This window comes from Ruegeria sp. H3, assembly GCF_056533095.1.
The window spans coordinates 153,022-168,913 of record NZ_JBQFOD010000008.1 but is presented as its reverse complement, the minus strand read 5'-3'; the positions used below and the strand labels follow the sequence as shown (position 1 = coordinate 168,913).

Sequence of the window (15,892 nt, the reverse complement as noted above, 5' to 3'; positions counted from 1 at the left end):
GCAGATGAGCCTCTGGCACAAGAAGAGTATATAGCAGCCAGAATTGCCTTGCTGCTATTGAATGACTTGGTGGTCTAGCTCAGCTCGGGGAATCGAACCCAAAAGAGACGTTAACTTTGCTTCGTAACCTGCGTGAAGTCCAGCTCGACCGGGGTTTCGCGGCCAAAGATCGAAACAGACACTTTCAGCTTCTGCGCCTCGTCGTCCACGCCTTCGACCATACCGTCGAAATCCTCGAACGGGCCGTCGTTGACTTTGACCTTCTCGCCCACCTCGAAGGTGATCATCAGCTTGGGCGCTTCTTCACCCTCCTGAACGCGGTTGAGGATCTGGTTCACCTCGGCGTCGCGCATCGGCATCGGGCGGCCTTGAGGACCGAGGAAGCCGGTGACGCGGTTGATCGAGTTGATCAGGTGATAGCCCTGATCGGACATTTCCATATGCACCAGAACATAGCCCGGCATGAACCGACGCTCGGTCGTGACTTTCTTGCCCCGACGCACTTCGATCACCTCTTCGGTGGGCACCAGCACTTCGTCGATATCGTCTTCAAGGCCCTGTTCAGCCACCGACGTGCGGATCTGCTCTGCGATCTTCTTTTCGAAATTCGAAAGAACGCTGACCGAGTACCACCGTTTCGCCATGAACCTGTCGTCCTTGTTTAGCTCCGAGGCGGCAAGCCGCGCGCCCCGCGTTGAAATTCAATTGCGTGACCCGGAATAAAAAGCGGCGCGCAACCTGATTCGCCGCACGCCCATTCCGAATAGTCATGTCACCTACTCTGACACGCCGTGCTGTGCAAGGGGGCAGTGGTGTTTCCACCCGCCCAAACTGCCTTAGCTGAACGCGCCCAGCACCAGCTGAAGACCCCCGCGAATGCCCAGATCGACCAGCGCAAAGAAGGCAGCGGTCAGGGCGGCCATGATGAACACCATAACCGTGGTCAACAGCACCTCACGCCGGGTCGGCCAGACGACCTTGGAAACTTCGGCACGGACTTGCTGAATGAACTGGATCGGGTTGGTGGTGGCCATGTGGCTTGGTCTCTCTGCTAGCGGATAGGCCGGACATAGCTGGGCATTGCGGCAATTTCAAGGGCGGTTCAGATCAACTCTGCCTGGGCGATGCGGTCCGGCTACGGCTTGGGCTTGTCGTCCCATTCATCGCTGAGGATGCGGCGGGCATCGCCCTCGGGATCCTCGTACTGATTCGAGCGAACGGTGTAGACAAAGGCCACCAGACCAACACAGCCCAGAAACAGGGAAATCGGGATCAGATAGGCGAGCACTTCCATTCGAGGTTACCTCAGCCTTAGGGCGTTCAGGGACACGGTAATGGACGAGGTCGACATCGCCAAGGCCGCTATCAGTGGCGTCGCCAAACCAGCAACGGCCAGCGGGACCGCGATAACATTATAGACCGTGGCGATGCGAAAGTTCTCCCGAATCCGTTTGGTGGCTTTGACGGCGGTATCGCAAGCGTCCGCGATGGGCGACAGATCGGTGCCCAGCAAAACGATGTCTGACGCGACGCGTGCGGCATCCAACGCCGAAGCCGGAGAGATCGAGACATGCGCCGCAGCCAGCGCGGCCGTGTCGTTCAAGCCATCACCGACCATCAGCACATGCCGACCCTGATCACTGAGTTCCTGAATACGCTGGGCCTTGTCTTGCGGCAGCGCCTCGGCGATCCAGTTTTGGATGCCCAGCTTGTTGGCCAAGGCCTCAACAGCACCTTTGGAATCGCCCGAGATCAGCATGATCTGCTTTCCAGTCCTCGCAAATGCTTTGACCGCCTCTGCCGCTCCGGGCCGTAGCGTGTCTGAGAAGTTGAAAGCCTTGGGGGGATTTGATCCGACCGACAGCCACGCTGAAGTCTCGGACCCTTGCTCAGCCCCCACCCAAGCCGCCCGGCCCAGGCGAACCCGCTGACCGCGATATTGACCTTCGGTGCCGTAACCCGGCACCTCAACGATATCCTTCACCCCGGCAGGTTTGACACCCGCAGCCCGCGCTGCCTGTGCCAATGCGACCGATAGCGGATGGGCCGATGCCTCGGCCAGTGCCAGCGCGACTTCCAGATCGGCGCGGGAATGGTCGCCCAGATTGGTCAGTTCGGGCGCGCCTGAGGTGAGCGTGCCGGTCTTGTCGAAGACAACCGTGTCAACCTCGGCCAGACGTTCCAGCGCCGTTGCGTGTTTGATCAGCATCCCTCGGCGGAACAACCGGCCCGAGGCCGCTGTCGTCACCGCAGGCACGGCCAGCCCCAGGGCGCAGGGACAGGTGATAATCAACACCGCCGCAGCAATGTTCAATGCAGTGCGCAGATCGCCGGAATAGATATACCACCCCAAAAAGCTGAGCGCCGAAAGGATGTGAACCCCCGGCGCGTAAAGCTTGGCAGCCTTATCGGCCAGCGACGTGTACCGAGACCGACCGGATTCTGCGATCGCAACCAGATCGGCCATACGGTGGAGTGAAGTGTCTTCTCCCACAGCAGAGGCTTGAATGGTCAAGGGGCCGGTCAGGTTGACCTCGCCCGCGCTGACGGTTTGGCCGGCTTCGGCAAAGACAGGCAAGGTTTCACCCGTCAGCAAAGAGCGGTCTAATTCGGACTGGCCCGAAACGATCTGACCATCCACTGGCATCCGCCCACCGGGGCGAACCAGGATCAGATCACCCACGGTCAGTTCTGAAACGGCAACCTCTTCCTCAACCCCATCAATGACACGAATGGCGCGGGGCACCTCAAGCGCGGTCAACTCCTCAGCTGCCGAGCGCGCCGCCGCACGGGTTCGGTAGTCCAGATACCGTCCGGCCAGCAGGAAGAATGTCAGCGTCAGCGCAGCATCAAAATAAGCATGTTTTCCGCTCAGCGCCGTTTCCCAAAGCGATGTCGCAAGGGCCAGCAGGATCGCCAGCACGATCGGAACATCCATGTTCAGGCGTCGAACACGCAAGGCGCTCCAAGCATTGGCAAAGAAGGGCTGTGCCGAAAAGGCAATAGCTGGCAAGGCGATGGCAGCAGAAATCCAGTGGAACATGTCGCGCGTCGCATCGGCGGCACCTGACCAGACCGACACGGACAGCAGCATGACATTCATCGAAGCAAAGCCAGCCACCGCGAGCCGCATCAACAGATCCCGACCCGCCTTATCCGCGCTGGTTGCAGACAGGGCACCGGAGTCCAGCTCATGCGCTTCATACCCGGCGCGTTCCAGAACCGGGATCAGGTCCGCGGCCCGCGTCTCGGGCGCAGCTTTGATCATCGCTCGTTTGAGGGTCAGGTTCACGCGCGCATCCTCGACCCCGGGATGTGCATTCAGTGCACGCTCGACATTCGCGATACAGGCCGAACAGTGAATACTCGGCAAAGACAGCGCAATCTGTACATCCTCGGGGATCGGGCGCGCAGGTTGTGCCGGGGTTGCGATGCACCCGGGACAACCTGCCGTACCAGAAGGCATTTGCGCCGTCACACCATCAGCCTTTCACATAAAGCGGCACGCGCTGTGCAAACTCAGCCCCCGCATGATCACGGGCCACCAGCCGGATATTCCAGTTCCCCTTACCCAAAGCAGCTGGTGTCGCGTAGGCGATGCCATCAAAGGTAAACTCAGGCGAGAAGTCATCCTTCACATGGGTCGCGCGCCCTACAACCGCCTGCAATTCAGCCACCTGAACCGGCGCGCCGGTCGCATCGGTGATGTGCAGAATTAACAGCCCGCCCTTGGTTTCGGCCCGTACGTCCCACCCCAAGGCTCGCTGTTCCTGCAGACGTTCGTTGAAGTTCTGGCTGGCGACGTAGGAGTTCTTTACCTCCAACCCCGGAAAGGTTTTCACCGCGCTATAGGCCAACAGCAGGTTGACTGAGATGATGACTGTGAAGGCACCCACAAATATGGCCAGTGCATGTTTTCCCGTAAACTTGCGTTCTGTCATGATCAATTTCCTCGTCCATTGAACGTGGTGTCTTTGTAAGCACGCTCGCCATTGGTGATGTCCTCGACCCAAATCCGAACGGGCGTTGTGTCCGCACCAGCGGGGCCGGTGTCACCCGAAGCCACGATATAAACCCGAACCAGCTGTGCCGTATCCGCCGTCACATTTACAGTATGCAGGTTTGTGCCCTCAATCTCCATCCGCATGCTTGGGTCGCCAGCAAGTGACAGGCTGAACAACCGATCCTCGCCATGTTTGTTGCGCAAGCGCACATCATAGGTGTTGCGAATGGTGCCATCAGACAATGTCACAAAGGTCGGGTTGCGGACAGGAGCGACGGTCAGATCAATATCGGACCGGATGAACAGCGCGAACAGCAAGGCGAAGCCGACAGCAGACCAAAGTGACGTGTACATGATGGTGCGCGGCCGTAGGATATGTTTCCAAACGCTCTTGGGCGGATGGCCTTCGCGTTCGCTGGGTTCATCGCTCAGTGCCATATAGTCGATCAAACCACGCGGCTTGCCGATCTTAGCCATCATGTCGTCGCAGGCATCGATGCAAAGCGCGCAGGTGATGCACTCAAGTTGCTGGCCGTCGCGGATATCGATGCCAACGGGGCAGACATTCACACAGGCCATGCAATCGATGCAATCGCCCAACTCGGAGTCGGCGGTGCGTTTGCCTTTGCCGCGCGGCTCACCGCGCCATTCTCGGTAGCCAACGACCAGAGTATCCTCGTCCATCATTGCCGCCTGAATGCGAGGCCAGGGGCAGGCATAGATACAAATCTGTTCGCGCGCGAAGCCGCCGAACAGGAAGGTCGTGCCGGTCAGGATCAACACGGTTGTGTAAGCCACCGGGTGCGCATTGCCGGTCACCAGATCGCGCAGCAGAGTTGGTGCATCGGCGAAATAGAAAACCCAAGCGCCGCCCGTCAGTAGACCGATCAGGAACCAAGACGCCCATTTGGTCAGGCGCAGGCGTGCTTTGCGGAAATCCAGCTTCTCTTGTCGTTGCAGGCGCAAACGCGCGTTCCGATCCCCCTCGATCCAGCGTTCGACCAGGATGAACAGGTCGGTCCACACGGTTTGCGGGCAGGCATAACCGCACCAGACTCGACCCAAGGCCGAGGTGAACAGGAACAGTCCAAGCCCAGCCATGATCAGCAGGCCCGCGACAAAATAGAACTCATGCGGCCAGATCTCGATCCAGAAGAAATAGAAGCGCCGGTTGGCCAAATCCAGCAGCACCGCTTGATCCGGCAAACTGGGGCCACGATCCCACCGGATCCATGGGGTTAAATAGTAAATCCCCAAGGTCACGATCAGGATGATCCATTTCAGGTTGCGGAATGGTCCGGATACGCGCCGCGGAAAGATAGGTTCTCGTGCGGCATATAAGCTGGGGGCGGGGTCGGAATCGCTCACTGGCTGGCTCCAAGAATTGGCACTTTGGCTCGCGTGTTTTCTCAGATCACGTCGGTGCAAACTTTGACATGGGTCAAAACGCGCATCGAACAATCATCTTTTATTGGGCTGCGCCAGCTTGTCGCTTCAACCAACGAACAAAGGTTTTAACAGCCGGTCTAAGCGGTGTTTTTGCCGTTAAAACATGGTATCCACTGCTTTCTGGCTCGGCATAGAGCTCGACCAGGCGCCCGGCGCGGATATCCTGTTCGACGAAATGTCGCACCGTGGCCGTCACTCCTTGCCCGGCGCGAAGACCATCCAACAGCAGATTGCCTGGCAAGGATAAACGACCCGCCAACGGGGGATGATCTACACCCCGTTTGGCCAGCCAATTGCTGGCCTCAGTGGTGCCAAGTTCCTCCAACCAGGGCAACTGGCTCAGCTCTTCGGGCGTCCACTTGACTTTGCCCCCTAACAAAGCAGGCGCTGCCACGACGACAAAAGGTGTTTTTAGCAACATCTCAACATCTACACCCGGCCACCCTCCAGCGCCGTACCGGATTGCGACATCAACCCCGCCGGGCGCAAGGGTGACGAGATGTGGTGAAGGGTCGATAGCCAAGTTGATATCAGGGTAGTCGGCCTGAAACGCGGGCAAGCGTGGCATCAACCACGATGCGGCGAATGAAGGTGTCAAAGACACATGAACCGGGCGCGCCTCGCCCGACCGCATGAGATCTTCAACAACAGCACTGATTGACCCAAACCCAAGCTGCAGGGCGCGGGCTAGATGCTCGCCTTCAGCAGTCAGGGTCAACGCCTTCCCACTGCGATCTAACAGCGCAACGCCAAGATGTTTTTCAAGCACGCGAAGCTGTTGACTGATGGCCGCATGACTGACGTTCAACGCGGCACCGGCATCGCTCACATTCCGTCTTTCAGCAAAGGCTGCAAAAGCCCTGAGCGAGGCCATCGGAGGTAGAGAAAGCCAATCCATATGTAATCCACACTTACATGTTGGAATGGTAATTGAGTGGCATTCAGCGCGCCAAAGGTCAATCTTTGTTGTCAGAAATGCTTCCGCACAGGAGAGACACCATGCTGAATGTTCTTGCCCGTTCTTTTATGACTGCGACCCGAATAGACACGCCGCGTATCCAAGACGTACCAAAGAAAGGCGACCGCAAACGTCGCTGGCTGCCGGAGGGTCACTGGTGGATCAAGAACCCGCGCGATGTGGATCTGGGCAATCTTTGATACGCGTAAAGATAATGTGTACGAACCGCTGCCGAGTGCAGCTATGTTCATAAAATACAGGCACCGGCCGCTCAGGAAACGCGCGAACAGATCGAGCAGACGGTGCCTGAACCTGCGGGCAGCGCACTGCCTGCAGGTATTCTTGTATGCTTACTGACCGCCACCCAGCTGGTGGACATAGGCTGTGACCGCACGGATCTGAGCTTCGGTCAGGCGGGTATCCCAAGGCGGCATCACGCCAAAGCGGCTATATGTCACCGTTTCGGTCAAGGCCTCCTCACTTCCGCCATAAAGCCAGATCGCATCGGTCAGGTTCGGGGCACCTTGGAAGACATCCCCCTGACCATTCTCACCATGACAGGCCGAGCAATTGTCTTCGAACACAACCTTGCCAGCTTGCGCCGCCGCGTCGTCGGTCTGCGCGTTGGTCAGAGACATGACGTATTGAACCACTTGGGTGATTTCCTCTTTTTCAAGAAGCTCACCAAAGGCCGGCATTTCGGACCAGCGGGTGTCATCGCTTTCCTCACTACGGATGCCGTAGCTGACTGTGGTTTCGATGTCTTCCAAAGTTCCACCCCACAGCCATGCGTCATCCAGCAGGTTGGGGAAGCCGGTTGCACCCTGCGCACCCGAACCATGACACTGTGCGCACCAGGTGCGGAACACCGCGCTGCCTGCGTTGACGGCATATTGCTGCAACTCGGCATCTTTCGAGATATCCTCGAGCGGGGTTTCCACCAGCTTCACGTTCCAGGGCGCATTGGCCTCTTCAAATGCAACCAGTTCCTTCTGCACTTCTTCGCGGGATGACCACCCCATGACGCCTGCGGTGGCGGATTGAACCAGTGGCCATGCTGGGTACATGATCGTGTAGATCACACCCCAGATGATCGTGGCATAGAAGGTCCACAGCCACCAGCGCGGCATCGGGTTGTCAAACTCTTCGATTCCATCCCAGGTATGGCCGGTTGTATTTGGATCACCCGGCTGTTTATCAGGTGTCTTGTTCATTGCCGCGCCTCCTTGGATGTGGCGGGTTCGTCTTGCTGCGGTGCAGGTGTATCGGCGTGCCGGAAGGGGATGTTTGCGGTGTCCTTGTATTCCTTGCTGGCGCCGGGCCGGAAAACCCAGACCACGATGCCAACGAAGAAAGCAAAGAGCAGCAATAGCATCCAGCTATCCGCGAATTGCCGTAGGAGTGTGTATTCTTCCATCCTACCCTCCTGTTACCGGTTTGCTGCGGGGGTGAAGGTCGAGAAATCGACGAGCGTGCCCAGCATCTGCAGATAAGCGATCAGCGCATCAGCCTCGGTCAGTTCGGGCTGACCATCGAAGTTGCGCACGTTGACCTTGTCGCCATAACGCTCCAGCAACCCGTCAAAATCGCTGTCCGGATCGGCCTGAGCGCGGAAGTCCGCCACTGCGTTCTCCAACATCTCTTCGGTGTAGGGTGTTCCAACAACAGCGTTCACCGCCATGATGTCACCAATGTATTCACCGTCGATCTTGCGGTTTTCAAGGAAACCGTATTTCGGCATCACCGATTCCGGCACCACCGACTGTGCATCGCGCAGGTGGCGCACATGCCAGTCATCCGAGTAACGGCCACCCACGCGGGCCAGATCAGGCCCGGTGCGCTTCGACCCCCACTGGAACGGGTGGTCATACATCGACTCGGCCGCCAGCGAGTAATGGCCATAGCGTTCGACCTCGTCCCGCATGGGACGGATCATCTGGCTGTGGCAGACATAGCAGCCTTCGCGGATGTAGATTTCACGGCCCGCCATCTCGAGAGGGGTGTAAGGGCGCATGCCCTCCACCTTCTCAATGGTGTTCTCAAGATAGAACAGCGGGGTGATCTGAACGATGCCACCGATGGTCACGACCAGAAAGCTAAAGATCAGCAGAAGGGTCGCGTTGGTCTCAAGCACTTTGTGTTTGTCAAGAATTGCCATTGCTCCGGCCTCCTTTATTCAGCCGGGACTGCGACGGTCAGGCTGGCCTCTTTGGCCGGTGCCTTACGCACAGTCATCCACAGGTTGTAGCACATGATCACCGAGCCAGCGAGGAACAGGACCCCACCCAAGCCACGTACCACATACATCGGGAACTTGGCGGCCACGGTGTCAGCGAACGAGTTCACCAGGAAGCCGTTGGCATCAACTTCGCGCCACATCAGGCCTTCCATGATACCCGTGACCCACATCGACGCGGCGTAGAGCACGATGCCGATGGTGGCGAGCCAGAAGTGCCAGCTGACCATCTGCAGCGAATACAAACGCTCACGCTTCCACAGGACAGGAACCAGAAAGTAAAGCGCGCCAAAGGTGATCATGCCGTTCCAGCCCAGCGCGCCCGAATGCACGTGACCAATGGTCCAGTCGGTATAGTGGCTAAGGCTGTTCACCGCACGGATCGACATCATCGGACCCTCGAACGTGGACATGCCGTAGAAGCCGACCGAGATAACCATCATGCGGATGATCGGATCGGTGCGCAGCTTGTCCCATGCGCCCGACAGGGTCATCAGACCGTTGATCATACCACCCCAGGACGGCATCCACAGCACGATCGAGAACACCATGCCCAGCGTCGAGGCCCAGTCGGGAAGCGCGGTATAGTGCAGGTGGTGCGGACCGGCCCAGATATACAGGAAGATCAGCGCCCAGAAGTGGATAATCGACAGCTTGTACGAGAATACGGGACGTTCGGCCTGTTTCGGGATGAAGTAGTACATCATGCCCAGGAAGCCCGCAGTCAGGAAGAAGCCCACAGCGTTGTGGCCATACCACCACTGTATCATGGCATCCTGCACGCCGGACCAGACGATAACCGATTTCGAACCCCAGATGCTGACTGGAATGGTCATGTTGTTGACCAGGTGCAGCATGGCGACAGTTACGATAAACGCCAGGTAGAACCAGTTTGCCACGTAGATGTGGGGCTCTTTCCGCTTGATGATCGTACCCAGATACACTGCAAGATAGGCGACCCAGACGATGGTCAGCCACAGGTCCACATACCATTCAGGCTCGGCATATTCCTTGGACTGCGTACCACCCAGAACATAGCCAGTTGCGGCCAGCACGATGAACAGTTGATAGCCCCAGAATACGAACCATGCGAGGTTACCGCCCCACAGTCGCGCAGCACTGGTGCGTTGCACCACGTAGAACGACGTCGCGATCAACGCGTTGCCGCCAAATGCAAAAATCACTGCCGACGTGTGCAGCGGACGCAGACGACCAAAGTTCAGATAGCCCTGCGCCCATTCAAAGTTGAGCGTTGGAAAGGCCAGCTGGAACGCAATAAAGGTTCCTGCAAGGAACCCAACAACACCCCAGAAGGCGGTTGCGATCACGCCATAGCGGATCACGTCATCCATGTATTCGCCCGAGCGATCTACAAGAATATCTGGCTCATCCGTGTTTCGAAGCGTCCAGATGAACAATCCCGCGGCGATGACCATCACCAGAATCGCATGCACCTGATACGCCAAATCCCGTGCGTAGTTTGACCCTATGGCAGCAAACACCACCAATAGGCCAAGCACGATCAGCTTGATGTAATTCGACATATTGCGTCCCTTTACCCTGCTCTGCGCGATTTACATGCCGCGCAGAACCTTTTTGACTGCTTGATGTAATGTCGAATGATGGTCCCGACTGCTTTGATCTGAGTCAAGACAAGTCGCCGTTTTCTGTGACACGCATAATAGGTGAATGGGCGTCTACCCATACCGAACCCGCGCCCGGAAGATGAGGTCGACATGGCTTATAAATCTATTCTCACCATCATGACTGAAACAAAATTGGCCCAGCCTGCACTTGCCCAGACAGCCGTTCTGGCCGAGGCACAGGATGGTCATGCCGAGGCCCTGTGCCTGGGTGTCGATCGCAGCCAAACCGGCTATTATTACGCCGGGGCAAACGCGTTGATCCTTCAGGAAACGCTCAGCCGGGCCAATGCGGATGCCGATGAAGTTCTGGCGTTTGCAAAGGATTATCTGAAAAAGACATCTGCGCGCTGGTCAGCCGAAAGTGGCGTTGCCCAGATTGCCGATATTGGCCGCCACGTCGCGCACCGCGCCCGGTTCTCAGATCTCGTCGTGCTGTCTCAACCCTATGGGGAGGAGTGTGGCGCCGAAGCAGAGCCCATCATCGAGGCTGCGATGTTCGAAGGTCACGCCCCGGTTCTGGTTGTCCCGGGCAAGGACAACCCAGTTGCTGCACCCCAGAACATCATGATTGCCTGGAACGAAAGTGTCGAAGCAATGCACGCCGTTCGACGCGCCTTGCCGTTCCTAATACAAGCTGAATTGGCGCGCATCGTAGTAATCGACCCGCCCCGACACGGGCCCGACCGGTCGGATCCAGGTGGCGGCTTATCACAGATGCTGGCACGGCACGGCGTGAAATGTGAAATCGAAGTACTCAGCAAAACCATGACCCGCGTCTCCGACATCCTGAATCGGCATGCGACCGACACGGAATCGGACATGATTGTGATGGGGGCCTATGGCCATTCGCGTTTTCGCGAGGCGATATTGGGCGGGGCAACGCGCAATATGCTCGAGCAGTCTGTGGTGCCGGTTTTTCTGGCCCACTAAACAGGGTTTGCACTGTGGAGGCTGCCTGTCTGGGCAGCTTCGTTGATCATCCGCGCCGTACCAAACCGATCAGGAACAACAATATCACCGCGCCAAGTGTGGCAGCAAAGATGGACGAGAACACGTCGCCACCTACGGAAAAGCCCAGCGCCGGGAATATCAGACCGGCAACAAAAGCGCCGACTATTCCGACGATAATGTTCCCGAACAGGCCAAAGCCACGGCCTTCCATGATTTTGCCGGACAACCAACCTGCGATTGCGCCGATTGCAACCATGGCCAATACACTGCTGAATTCCACGGCATTCTCCTTAATACTGGCGCGCGGCTTTTGCGACCGCTACCCAGCCAGACACTCAGACCAGAAACCCGCCATCCGAGTCATCTCCGGCCTCTTCCATCAGCCGATCCATGTCCGGCACGGTCACATGGCGTTTGCCTTCCAGCAAGATAACCCCGTCCTTCTTAAGCGCCGAAATCTGTCGACTGACGGTCTCTAACGTCAAACCAAGGTAATCCGCCATGGCTTCGCGTGTAAGCGGGAGATCGAAAACAAACGGACCAGACAGCCCCTTTTGGCTGACCGATGCATCGCGTCGGGCAATGATCGACAACAGGCTGGCAATCTTTTCCCGTGCGGTCTTGCGCCCCAAAACCAACATCCACTCGCGGGCCGCATCCAACTCGTCCAAGGTCATTTGAAGCAGACGATGTGCAATATGTGGCGTTACATTCATCATGTCTTCGAAGGGTTTCTTGCGAAAACAACACATGACCACATCCGTGGTGGCCTGCACATCATAGGCCGCTGCGTCGCGTCCGGGGCGACCGACAAAATCGCTGGGCAGCAAAAGGCCCACCATCTGGGTCCGGCCGTCCTCCATTGTTTGGGTCAGCGAAGCGATACCCGACACGATCGAGCCGACAAAATTCATCTGATCACCCGACCAAATGATCGTCTGACCTGCTTCGAAGCTACGGTAGTACTTGATGCTATCGAGTGTTTCGAGTTCATCCGCATCACAGCGCGCACACACAGCGCGATGGCGGATAGGGCAACTTTCACAGTTGGCGTGATCGAACTGTAGTTTTGCTGTCATGCGCGTTCCCACTTGATCTCGGTCAAAGCAGCCAAGTCGTCTATCTGCCTAGGGTATCGCTATGATACAGAAATCACAATTGGCTCGGCTTGGACTTTTTGACGCGAAGGTGCCGCGCTACACCAGCTATCCCACCGCCCCCCATTTCAGCAATGATGTGGGGGCGGATCGTTTTGGCGACTGGGTCTCGGCAATCAGGCCTGGAAGCGCGATCTCGCTGTACATCCATGTCCCCTTCTGTCGCAGGCTTTGCTGGTTCTGCGCTTGCCGCACGCAGGGGACGCAAACCGATAACCCAGTGATCGCTTACGTGGATGTGCTGAAAGCCGAGCTTGATTTGCTGGCAGCGCGCCTGCCCGAGGGTGTGGTTTTGTCGCGCCTTCATTGGGGCGGTGGCACGCCGACATTGTTGAACGCCGATCTAATGCGCGATCTGTCCCGCCATATCTTTAGCATTGTTCCACTGGGCCCCGATGCCGAGTTCTCAGTAGAGATCGACCCGAACGAGGTTGACGAAGCACGGCTGGATGCGCTGGCCGAGGCGGGCATGAATCGGGCCTCAATCGGTGTTCAGGATTTCGACGACGAGATTCAAAAGACCATTGGCCGCATCCAAAGCTATGACACCACCCGTGATGCGGTCGATATGATCCGTGCACGCGGTATCACCAGTTTGAACGCCGATATTCTGTATGGCCTGCCCCACCAGACCAAGGCGCGCATGACCGAAAGCGTTCAAAAGCTTCTGTCGCTTAATCCGGACCGGGTGGCGCTATACGGCTACGCCCATGTCCCTTGGATGGCGAAACGACAGCAACTTATTCCGTCCGAGACGCTGCCAACGCCGGAACAACGGTTGGATTTGTTCGACACAGCGCGCCGCCTGTTCATGTGGGACAACTACGCTGAGATCGGCATCGACCACTTTGCGACGCAAGAAGACGGCCTGACCAAGGCGTTGAATTCAGGGCGGCTGAAACGGAACTTTCAAGGTTATACTGACGACCAGGCCGAAGTTCTGATTGGCGTCGGCGCAAGCTCGATTTCGCGTTTCCCTCAAGGTTACGCACAGAACAACCCGGCGACATCGGCGCATACCAAAGCAATTCGCGATGGGAGGTTTTCGACTTCGCGCGGACATTTGTTCAAGGATCAGGACGCGCTGCGCGCCCGGCTGATCGAAGCACTGATGTGCGATTTCCAGATCAACACAGCCGAAATCCTACGTAACTTCGAAGTATCGGTCGAAGATCTGGGCGGTATGTACGATTCCGCAAATGCGGCCTTCGACGGTTTGCTGCGCATTACCGAAAATGGGTTGTTCATCCCGCCCGAGGCTCGCGCGTTAACCCGGATGATTGCGCGAAGTTTCGACGCTTATGACCTAAGCAAAGCCGGGCACAGCTCCGCGATCTAGCATCGTCAGTTGCGCGGCAACCCCCGGGCAAGCGATCCGAAACAGGGGACTTGACGCACGGCATATGGATTCCGCACACTCAAGGCGTGGGCCACAATATGTGCCCACAGCCCGAGGCAGGCCCATTCGCAGACAACCCGTGCCGACACCCCAGCGTGAGGCACCCCCTTTCGTGCAGCCACTCTGCAACCTGAAAGAGGGACAGCACTTATGCGCGTTTTCACGGTTCTAGGCCCCAGCCAATCGGGCAAATCCACTCTGGTCGAGGCCATAAGCCGCCTCGACGGGCGCCCCACAACATTCGACATCTGCGGAACCGTGCATTTGCACGGTTTTTCTTATTTGGACGAGCCCTGGTGCGCGGTTGACGTCGATGGCGGTGGCGATGCGTTGGCCTATGTCGGCCCGGCCATGGCCATCTCGGACGCCGCAGTTGTAGTTGTGCCGCCCGACCCGGACGCTGCGGTCTTATGCGCGCCCTATCTGCGCTTGGTCGAAGAGGCCGGTATCCCCTGCTTCCTGTTCATCAATCGAATGGATAACCCAAATGGCCGCATCCGCGACATCATCGCCGCGCTGCAGACCTATTGCTCTCATCACATCGCATTGCGACAGGTGCCGATCCGGGATGGGGACACGATCATTGGCGCGGTTGATCTGATTTCAGAGCGGGCGTGGAAATATCAGGATGGCCAACCCTCGGCCCTGATCGAGCTGCCGCAATCGGTTGAGGATCGCGAACAAGAGGCGCGCACCGAGCTATTGGAAACCTTGTCGGATTTTGATGATCACCTGCTAGAACAATTGATCGAAGACAAGCAGCCCCCAAGTGCCGAGGTTTACGAACTGGCCGCGCAAGTCTTACAGAACCACCAACTAATCCCAGCCTGCCTGGGGGCCGCGAGCCATGGCAACGGCCTGACCCGGCTCATGAAAGCCCTAAGGCACGAGGCCCCGGAGTTTGATATCGCCGCTGGGCGGGATGAGGCAGCCGACAATGCACGGGCCATTGCTGGGTTTGCTGATGTGAAGAAGCATATCGGTAAGATCACAGTGCTGCGCGGCCTGGGTGATGGGGTCAAAGCGCATGAAGCCTTAGGTGGCGAAACCGTTGGCAACCTGACCACGTTGGATGCAAAAACACAGATTGGTGCCCTTGAGGCCGGACAGATCGGCCTCGCGGTCAAGTCCGATCACCTCAACCCCGGCTTCATCTATGACAGCCGCGCCGCCACACCGCTGCCTGATTGGGCCGCATCGCACCCGGTGGCGCTCCGACAGGTGGTCTCGCCTGCGCATGAGCGGGACGATGTGCGCCTGTCAAACGCGCTGAGCCGATTGGTCGAGATCGATCCAGGGCTTCAGATGGAACAGGATGAACTCAGCGGGCATGCTGTGCTGGGTTCGCAAGGACCGCAACATATGCGGCGCGTGACCGCCAAGCTGGCCGAAGACTTCGGGATTGAGATCGAGACCGACGCGGTTGAAACCGCTTATCGCGAGACCATCCGGGCACCCATTGAGCACCGGCATCGTCACCGCAAGCAATCGGGCGGGGCAGGACAGTTCGCCGATGTCGTCATCTCGGTTTCGCCATTACCCCGCGGCTCGGGGTTTAAGTTTGAAGAGGTCGTCAAGGGAGGAGCCGTTCCCAAGAACTACATCCCGTCGGTTGAACACGGGGCACAGGACGCATTGGTTCAGGGGCCCGAAGGCTTCCCTGTGGTGGATGTCAAAGTCACCCTAAGCGATGGGAAACACCACAACGTAGACAGCTCGGACTATGCCTTCCGAACGGCTGGCAAGAATGCCGTACGTGAGGCCCTGCCGCAAGCCAAGCCAGTTGTGCTGCAGCCCATTCTGAATGCCGAGATTCACCTGCCATCTGATTTTGTAGGTGATCTGGTCCCCACGATCAGTTCGCTGCAGGGGCAGGTTCTGGGGTTTGAAGGCAACCCGAATGCGTCGGGTTGGGAAATCTTCAACGCCCAACTTCCGGCCGTCGCGCAGGATGAGCTGCATCGAACCCTGGCCAGCGCCACGCGTGGCACCGGCTGGGTAAACCTGAACTTCGATCACTATGAGGAGTTGCGCGGACCGGTCCCAACTACGGCCTCACGCGAAAAAGTCAACGCATGACAACTGCGCAAGGC

General features: G+C 57.9%; 17 protein-coding genes. 4 read left to right on the top strand and 13 right to left on the bottom strand.

The window, feature by feature from the left end:
• Positions 1 to 110: 110 nt before the first annotated feature.
• From nusG to ACR0JE_RS11580, 7 genes are all read right to left on the bottom strand, one after another.
• Complete coding sequence (gene nusG, locus ACR0JE_RS11610) at positions 111 to 644, bottom strand: transcription termination/antitermination protein NusG (RefSeq protein WP_170533167.1); 534 nt, start codon at positions 642 to 644, stop codon at positions 111 to 113.
• Positions 645 to 836: 192 nt separating this feature from the next.
• On the bottom strand, positions 837 to 1,034 hold the full coding sequence (gene secE / locus ACR0JE_RS11605) for a preprotein translocase subunit SecE (RefSeq protein ID WP_170533170.1): 198 nt from the start codon (positions 1,032 to 1,034) through the stop codon (positions 837 to 839).
• 101 nt (positions 1,035 to 1,135) lie between these two features.
• On the bottom strand, positions 1,136 to 1,294 hold the full coding sequence (gene ccoS / locus ACR0JE_RS11600) for a cbb3-type cytochrome oxidase assembly protein CcoS (RefSeq protein WP_353009207.1): 159 nt from the start codon (positions 1,292 to 1,294) through the stop codon (positions 1,136 to 1,138).
• Between the two features lie 6 nt (positions 1,295 to 1,300).
• Positions 1,301 to 3,466, bottom strand: coding sequence for a heavy metal translocating P-type ATPase (locus ACR0JE_RS11595; RefSeq protein WP_480826423.1), 2,166 nt, complete (start codon positions 3,464 to 3,466; stop codon positions 1,301 to 1,303).
• Between the two features lie 16 nt (positions 3,467 to 3,482).
• Positions 3,483 to 3,941 (bottom strand): FixH family protein, encoded by a 459-nt coding sequence (locus ACR0JE_RS11590; RefSeq protein WP_480826422.1) that lies wholly within the window; start codon positions 3,939 to 3,941, stop codon positions 3,483 to 3,485.
• A 2-nt stretch (positions 3,942 to 3,943) separates the two neighbouring features.
• Positions 3,944 to 5,371 (bottom strand): cytochrome c oxidase accessory protein CcoG, encoded by a 1,428-nt coding sequence (gene ccoG / locus ACR0JE_RS11585; RefSeq protein WP_480864270.1) that lies wholly within the window; start codon positions 5,369 to 5,371, stop codon positions 3,944 to 3,946.
• A 100-nt stretch (positions 5,372 to 5,471) separates the two neighbouring features.
• Positions 5,472 to 6,350 carry a LysR family transcriptional regulator gene (locus tag ACR0JE_RS11580; protein ID WP_480864269.1) on the bottom strand — a complete coding sequence of 293 codons (879 nt, stop codon included), beginning with the start codon at positions 6,348 to 6,350 and terminating at the stop codon, positions 5,472 to 5,474.
• 101 nt (positions 6,351 to 6,451) lie between these two features.
• On the opposite strand from ACR0JE_RS11580, the gene ACR0JE_RS11575 reads away from it, so the two are divergent.
• A complete protein-coding gene (locus ACR0JE_RS11575; protein ID WP_480864268.1) occupies positions 6,452 to 6,610 on the top strand; it encodes a hypothetical protein in 159 nt (52 codons plus the stop codon).
• 150 nt (positions 6,611 to 6,760) lie between these two features.
• Here the strand turns inward: ACR0JE_RS11575 and ccoP are convergent, their stop codons facing one another.
• Genes ccoP through ccoN form a run of 4 tightly spaced genes read right to left on the bottom strand, consistent with a single transcriptional unit; the run spans position 6,761 to position 10,190 of the window.
• On the bottom strand, positions 6,761 to 7,624 hold the full coding sequence (gene ccoP, locus ACR0JE_RS11570; RefSeq protein WP_480545442.1) for a cytochrome-c oxidase, cbb3-type subunit III: 864 nt from the start codon (positions 7,622 to 7,624) through the stop codon (positions 6,761 to 6,763).
• The gene (locus ACR0JE_RS11565) at positions 7,621 to 7,827 is read right to left on the bottom strand and encodes a cbb3-type cytochrome c oxidase subunit 3 (RefSeq protein WP_480864267.1); all 207 of its coding nucleotides are present in this window, start codon (positions 7,825 to 7,827) and stop codon (positions 7,621 to 7,623) included. The genes ccoP and ACR0JE_RS11565 overlap by 4 nt, the downstream gene beginning before the upstream one ends.
• Positions 7,828 to 7,839: 12 nt before the next feature.
• The gene (ccoO, locus tag ACR0JE_RS11560) at positions 7,840 to 8,568 is read right to left on the bottom strand and encodes a cytochrome-c oxidase, cbb3-type subunit II (RefSeq protein ID WP_480864266.1); all 729 of its coding nucleotides are present in this window, start codon (positions 8,566 to 8,568) and stop codon (positions 7,840 to 7,842) included.
• Positions 8,569 to 8,582: 14 nt separating this feature from the next.
• On the bottom strand, positions 8,583 to 10,190 hold the full coding sequence (ccoN, locus tag ACR0JE_RS11555) for a cytochrome-c oxidase, cbb3-type subunit I (RefSeq protein ID WP_480864265.1): 1,608 nt from the start codon (positions 10,188 to 10,190) through the stop codon (positions 8,583 to 8,585).
• 192 nt (positions 10,191 to 10,382) lie between these two features.
• Between ccoN and ACR0JE_RS11550 the strand changes: the two genes are divergently transcribed.
• Positions 10,383 to 11,222: a universal stress protein gene (locus ACR0JE_RS11550; protein ID WP_480545448.1), complete on the top strand. Its 840-nt coding sequence runs from the start codon at positions 10,383 to 10,385 to the stop codon at positions 11,220 to 11,222.
• A gap of 46 nt (positions 11,223 to 11,268) precedes the next feature.
• On the opposite strand, the gene ACR0JE_RS11545 is transcribed toward ACR0JE_RS11550, so the two are convergent.
• Both ACR0JE_RS11545 and fnrL read right to left on the bottom strand, forming a co-directional pair.
• Complete coding sequence (locus tag ACR0JE_RS11545; RefSeq protein ID WP_480545450.1) at positions 11,269 to 11,523, bottom strand: GlsB/YeaQ/YmgE family stress response membrane protein; 255 nt, start codon at positions 11,521 to 11,523, stop codon at positions 11,269 to 11,271.
• Between the two features lie 55 nt (positions 11,524 to 11,578).
• Positions 11,579 to 12,322 carry a transcriptional regulator FnrL gene (fnrL, locus tag ACR0JE_RS11540; RefSeq protein ID WP_480545452.1) on the bottom strand — a complete coding sequence of 248 codons (744 nt, stop codon included), beginning with the start codon at positions 12,320 to 12,322 and terminating at the stop codon, positions 11,579 to 11,581.
• 61 nt (positions 12,323 to 12,383) lie between these two features.
• Here fnrL and hemN point away from each other — a divergent pair, with 61 nt between their 5' ends.
• A complete protein-coding gene (hemN, locus tag ACR0JE_RS11535; protein WP_480864264.1) occupies positions 12,384 to 13,739 on the top strand; it encodes an oxygen-independent coproporphyrinogen III oxidase in 1,356 nt (451 codons plus the stop codon).
• A 210-nt stretch (positions 13,740 to 13,949) separates the two neighbouring features.
• The gene (locus ACR0JE_RS11530; protein WP_480864263.1) at positions 13,950 to 15,878 is read left to right on the top strand and encodes an elongation factor G; all 1,929 of its coding nucleotides are present in this window, start codon (positions 13,950 to 13,952) and stop codon (positions 15,876 to 15,878) included.
• The last annotated feature ends 14 nt before the right edge of the window (positions 15,879 to 15,892 follow it).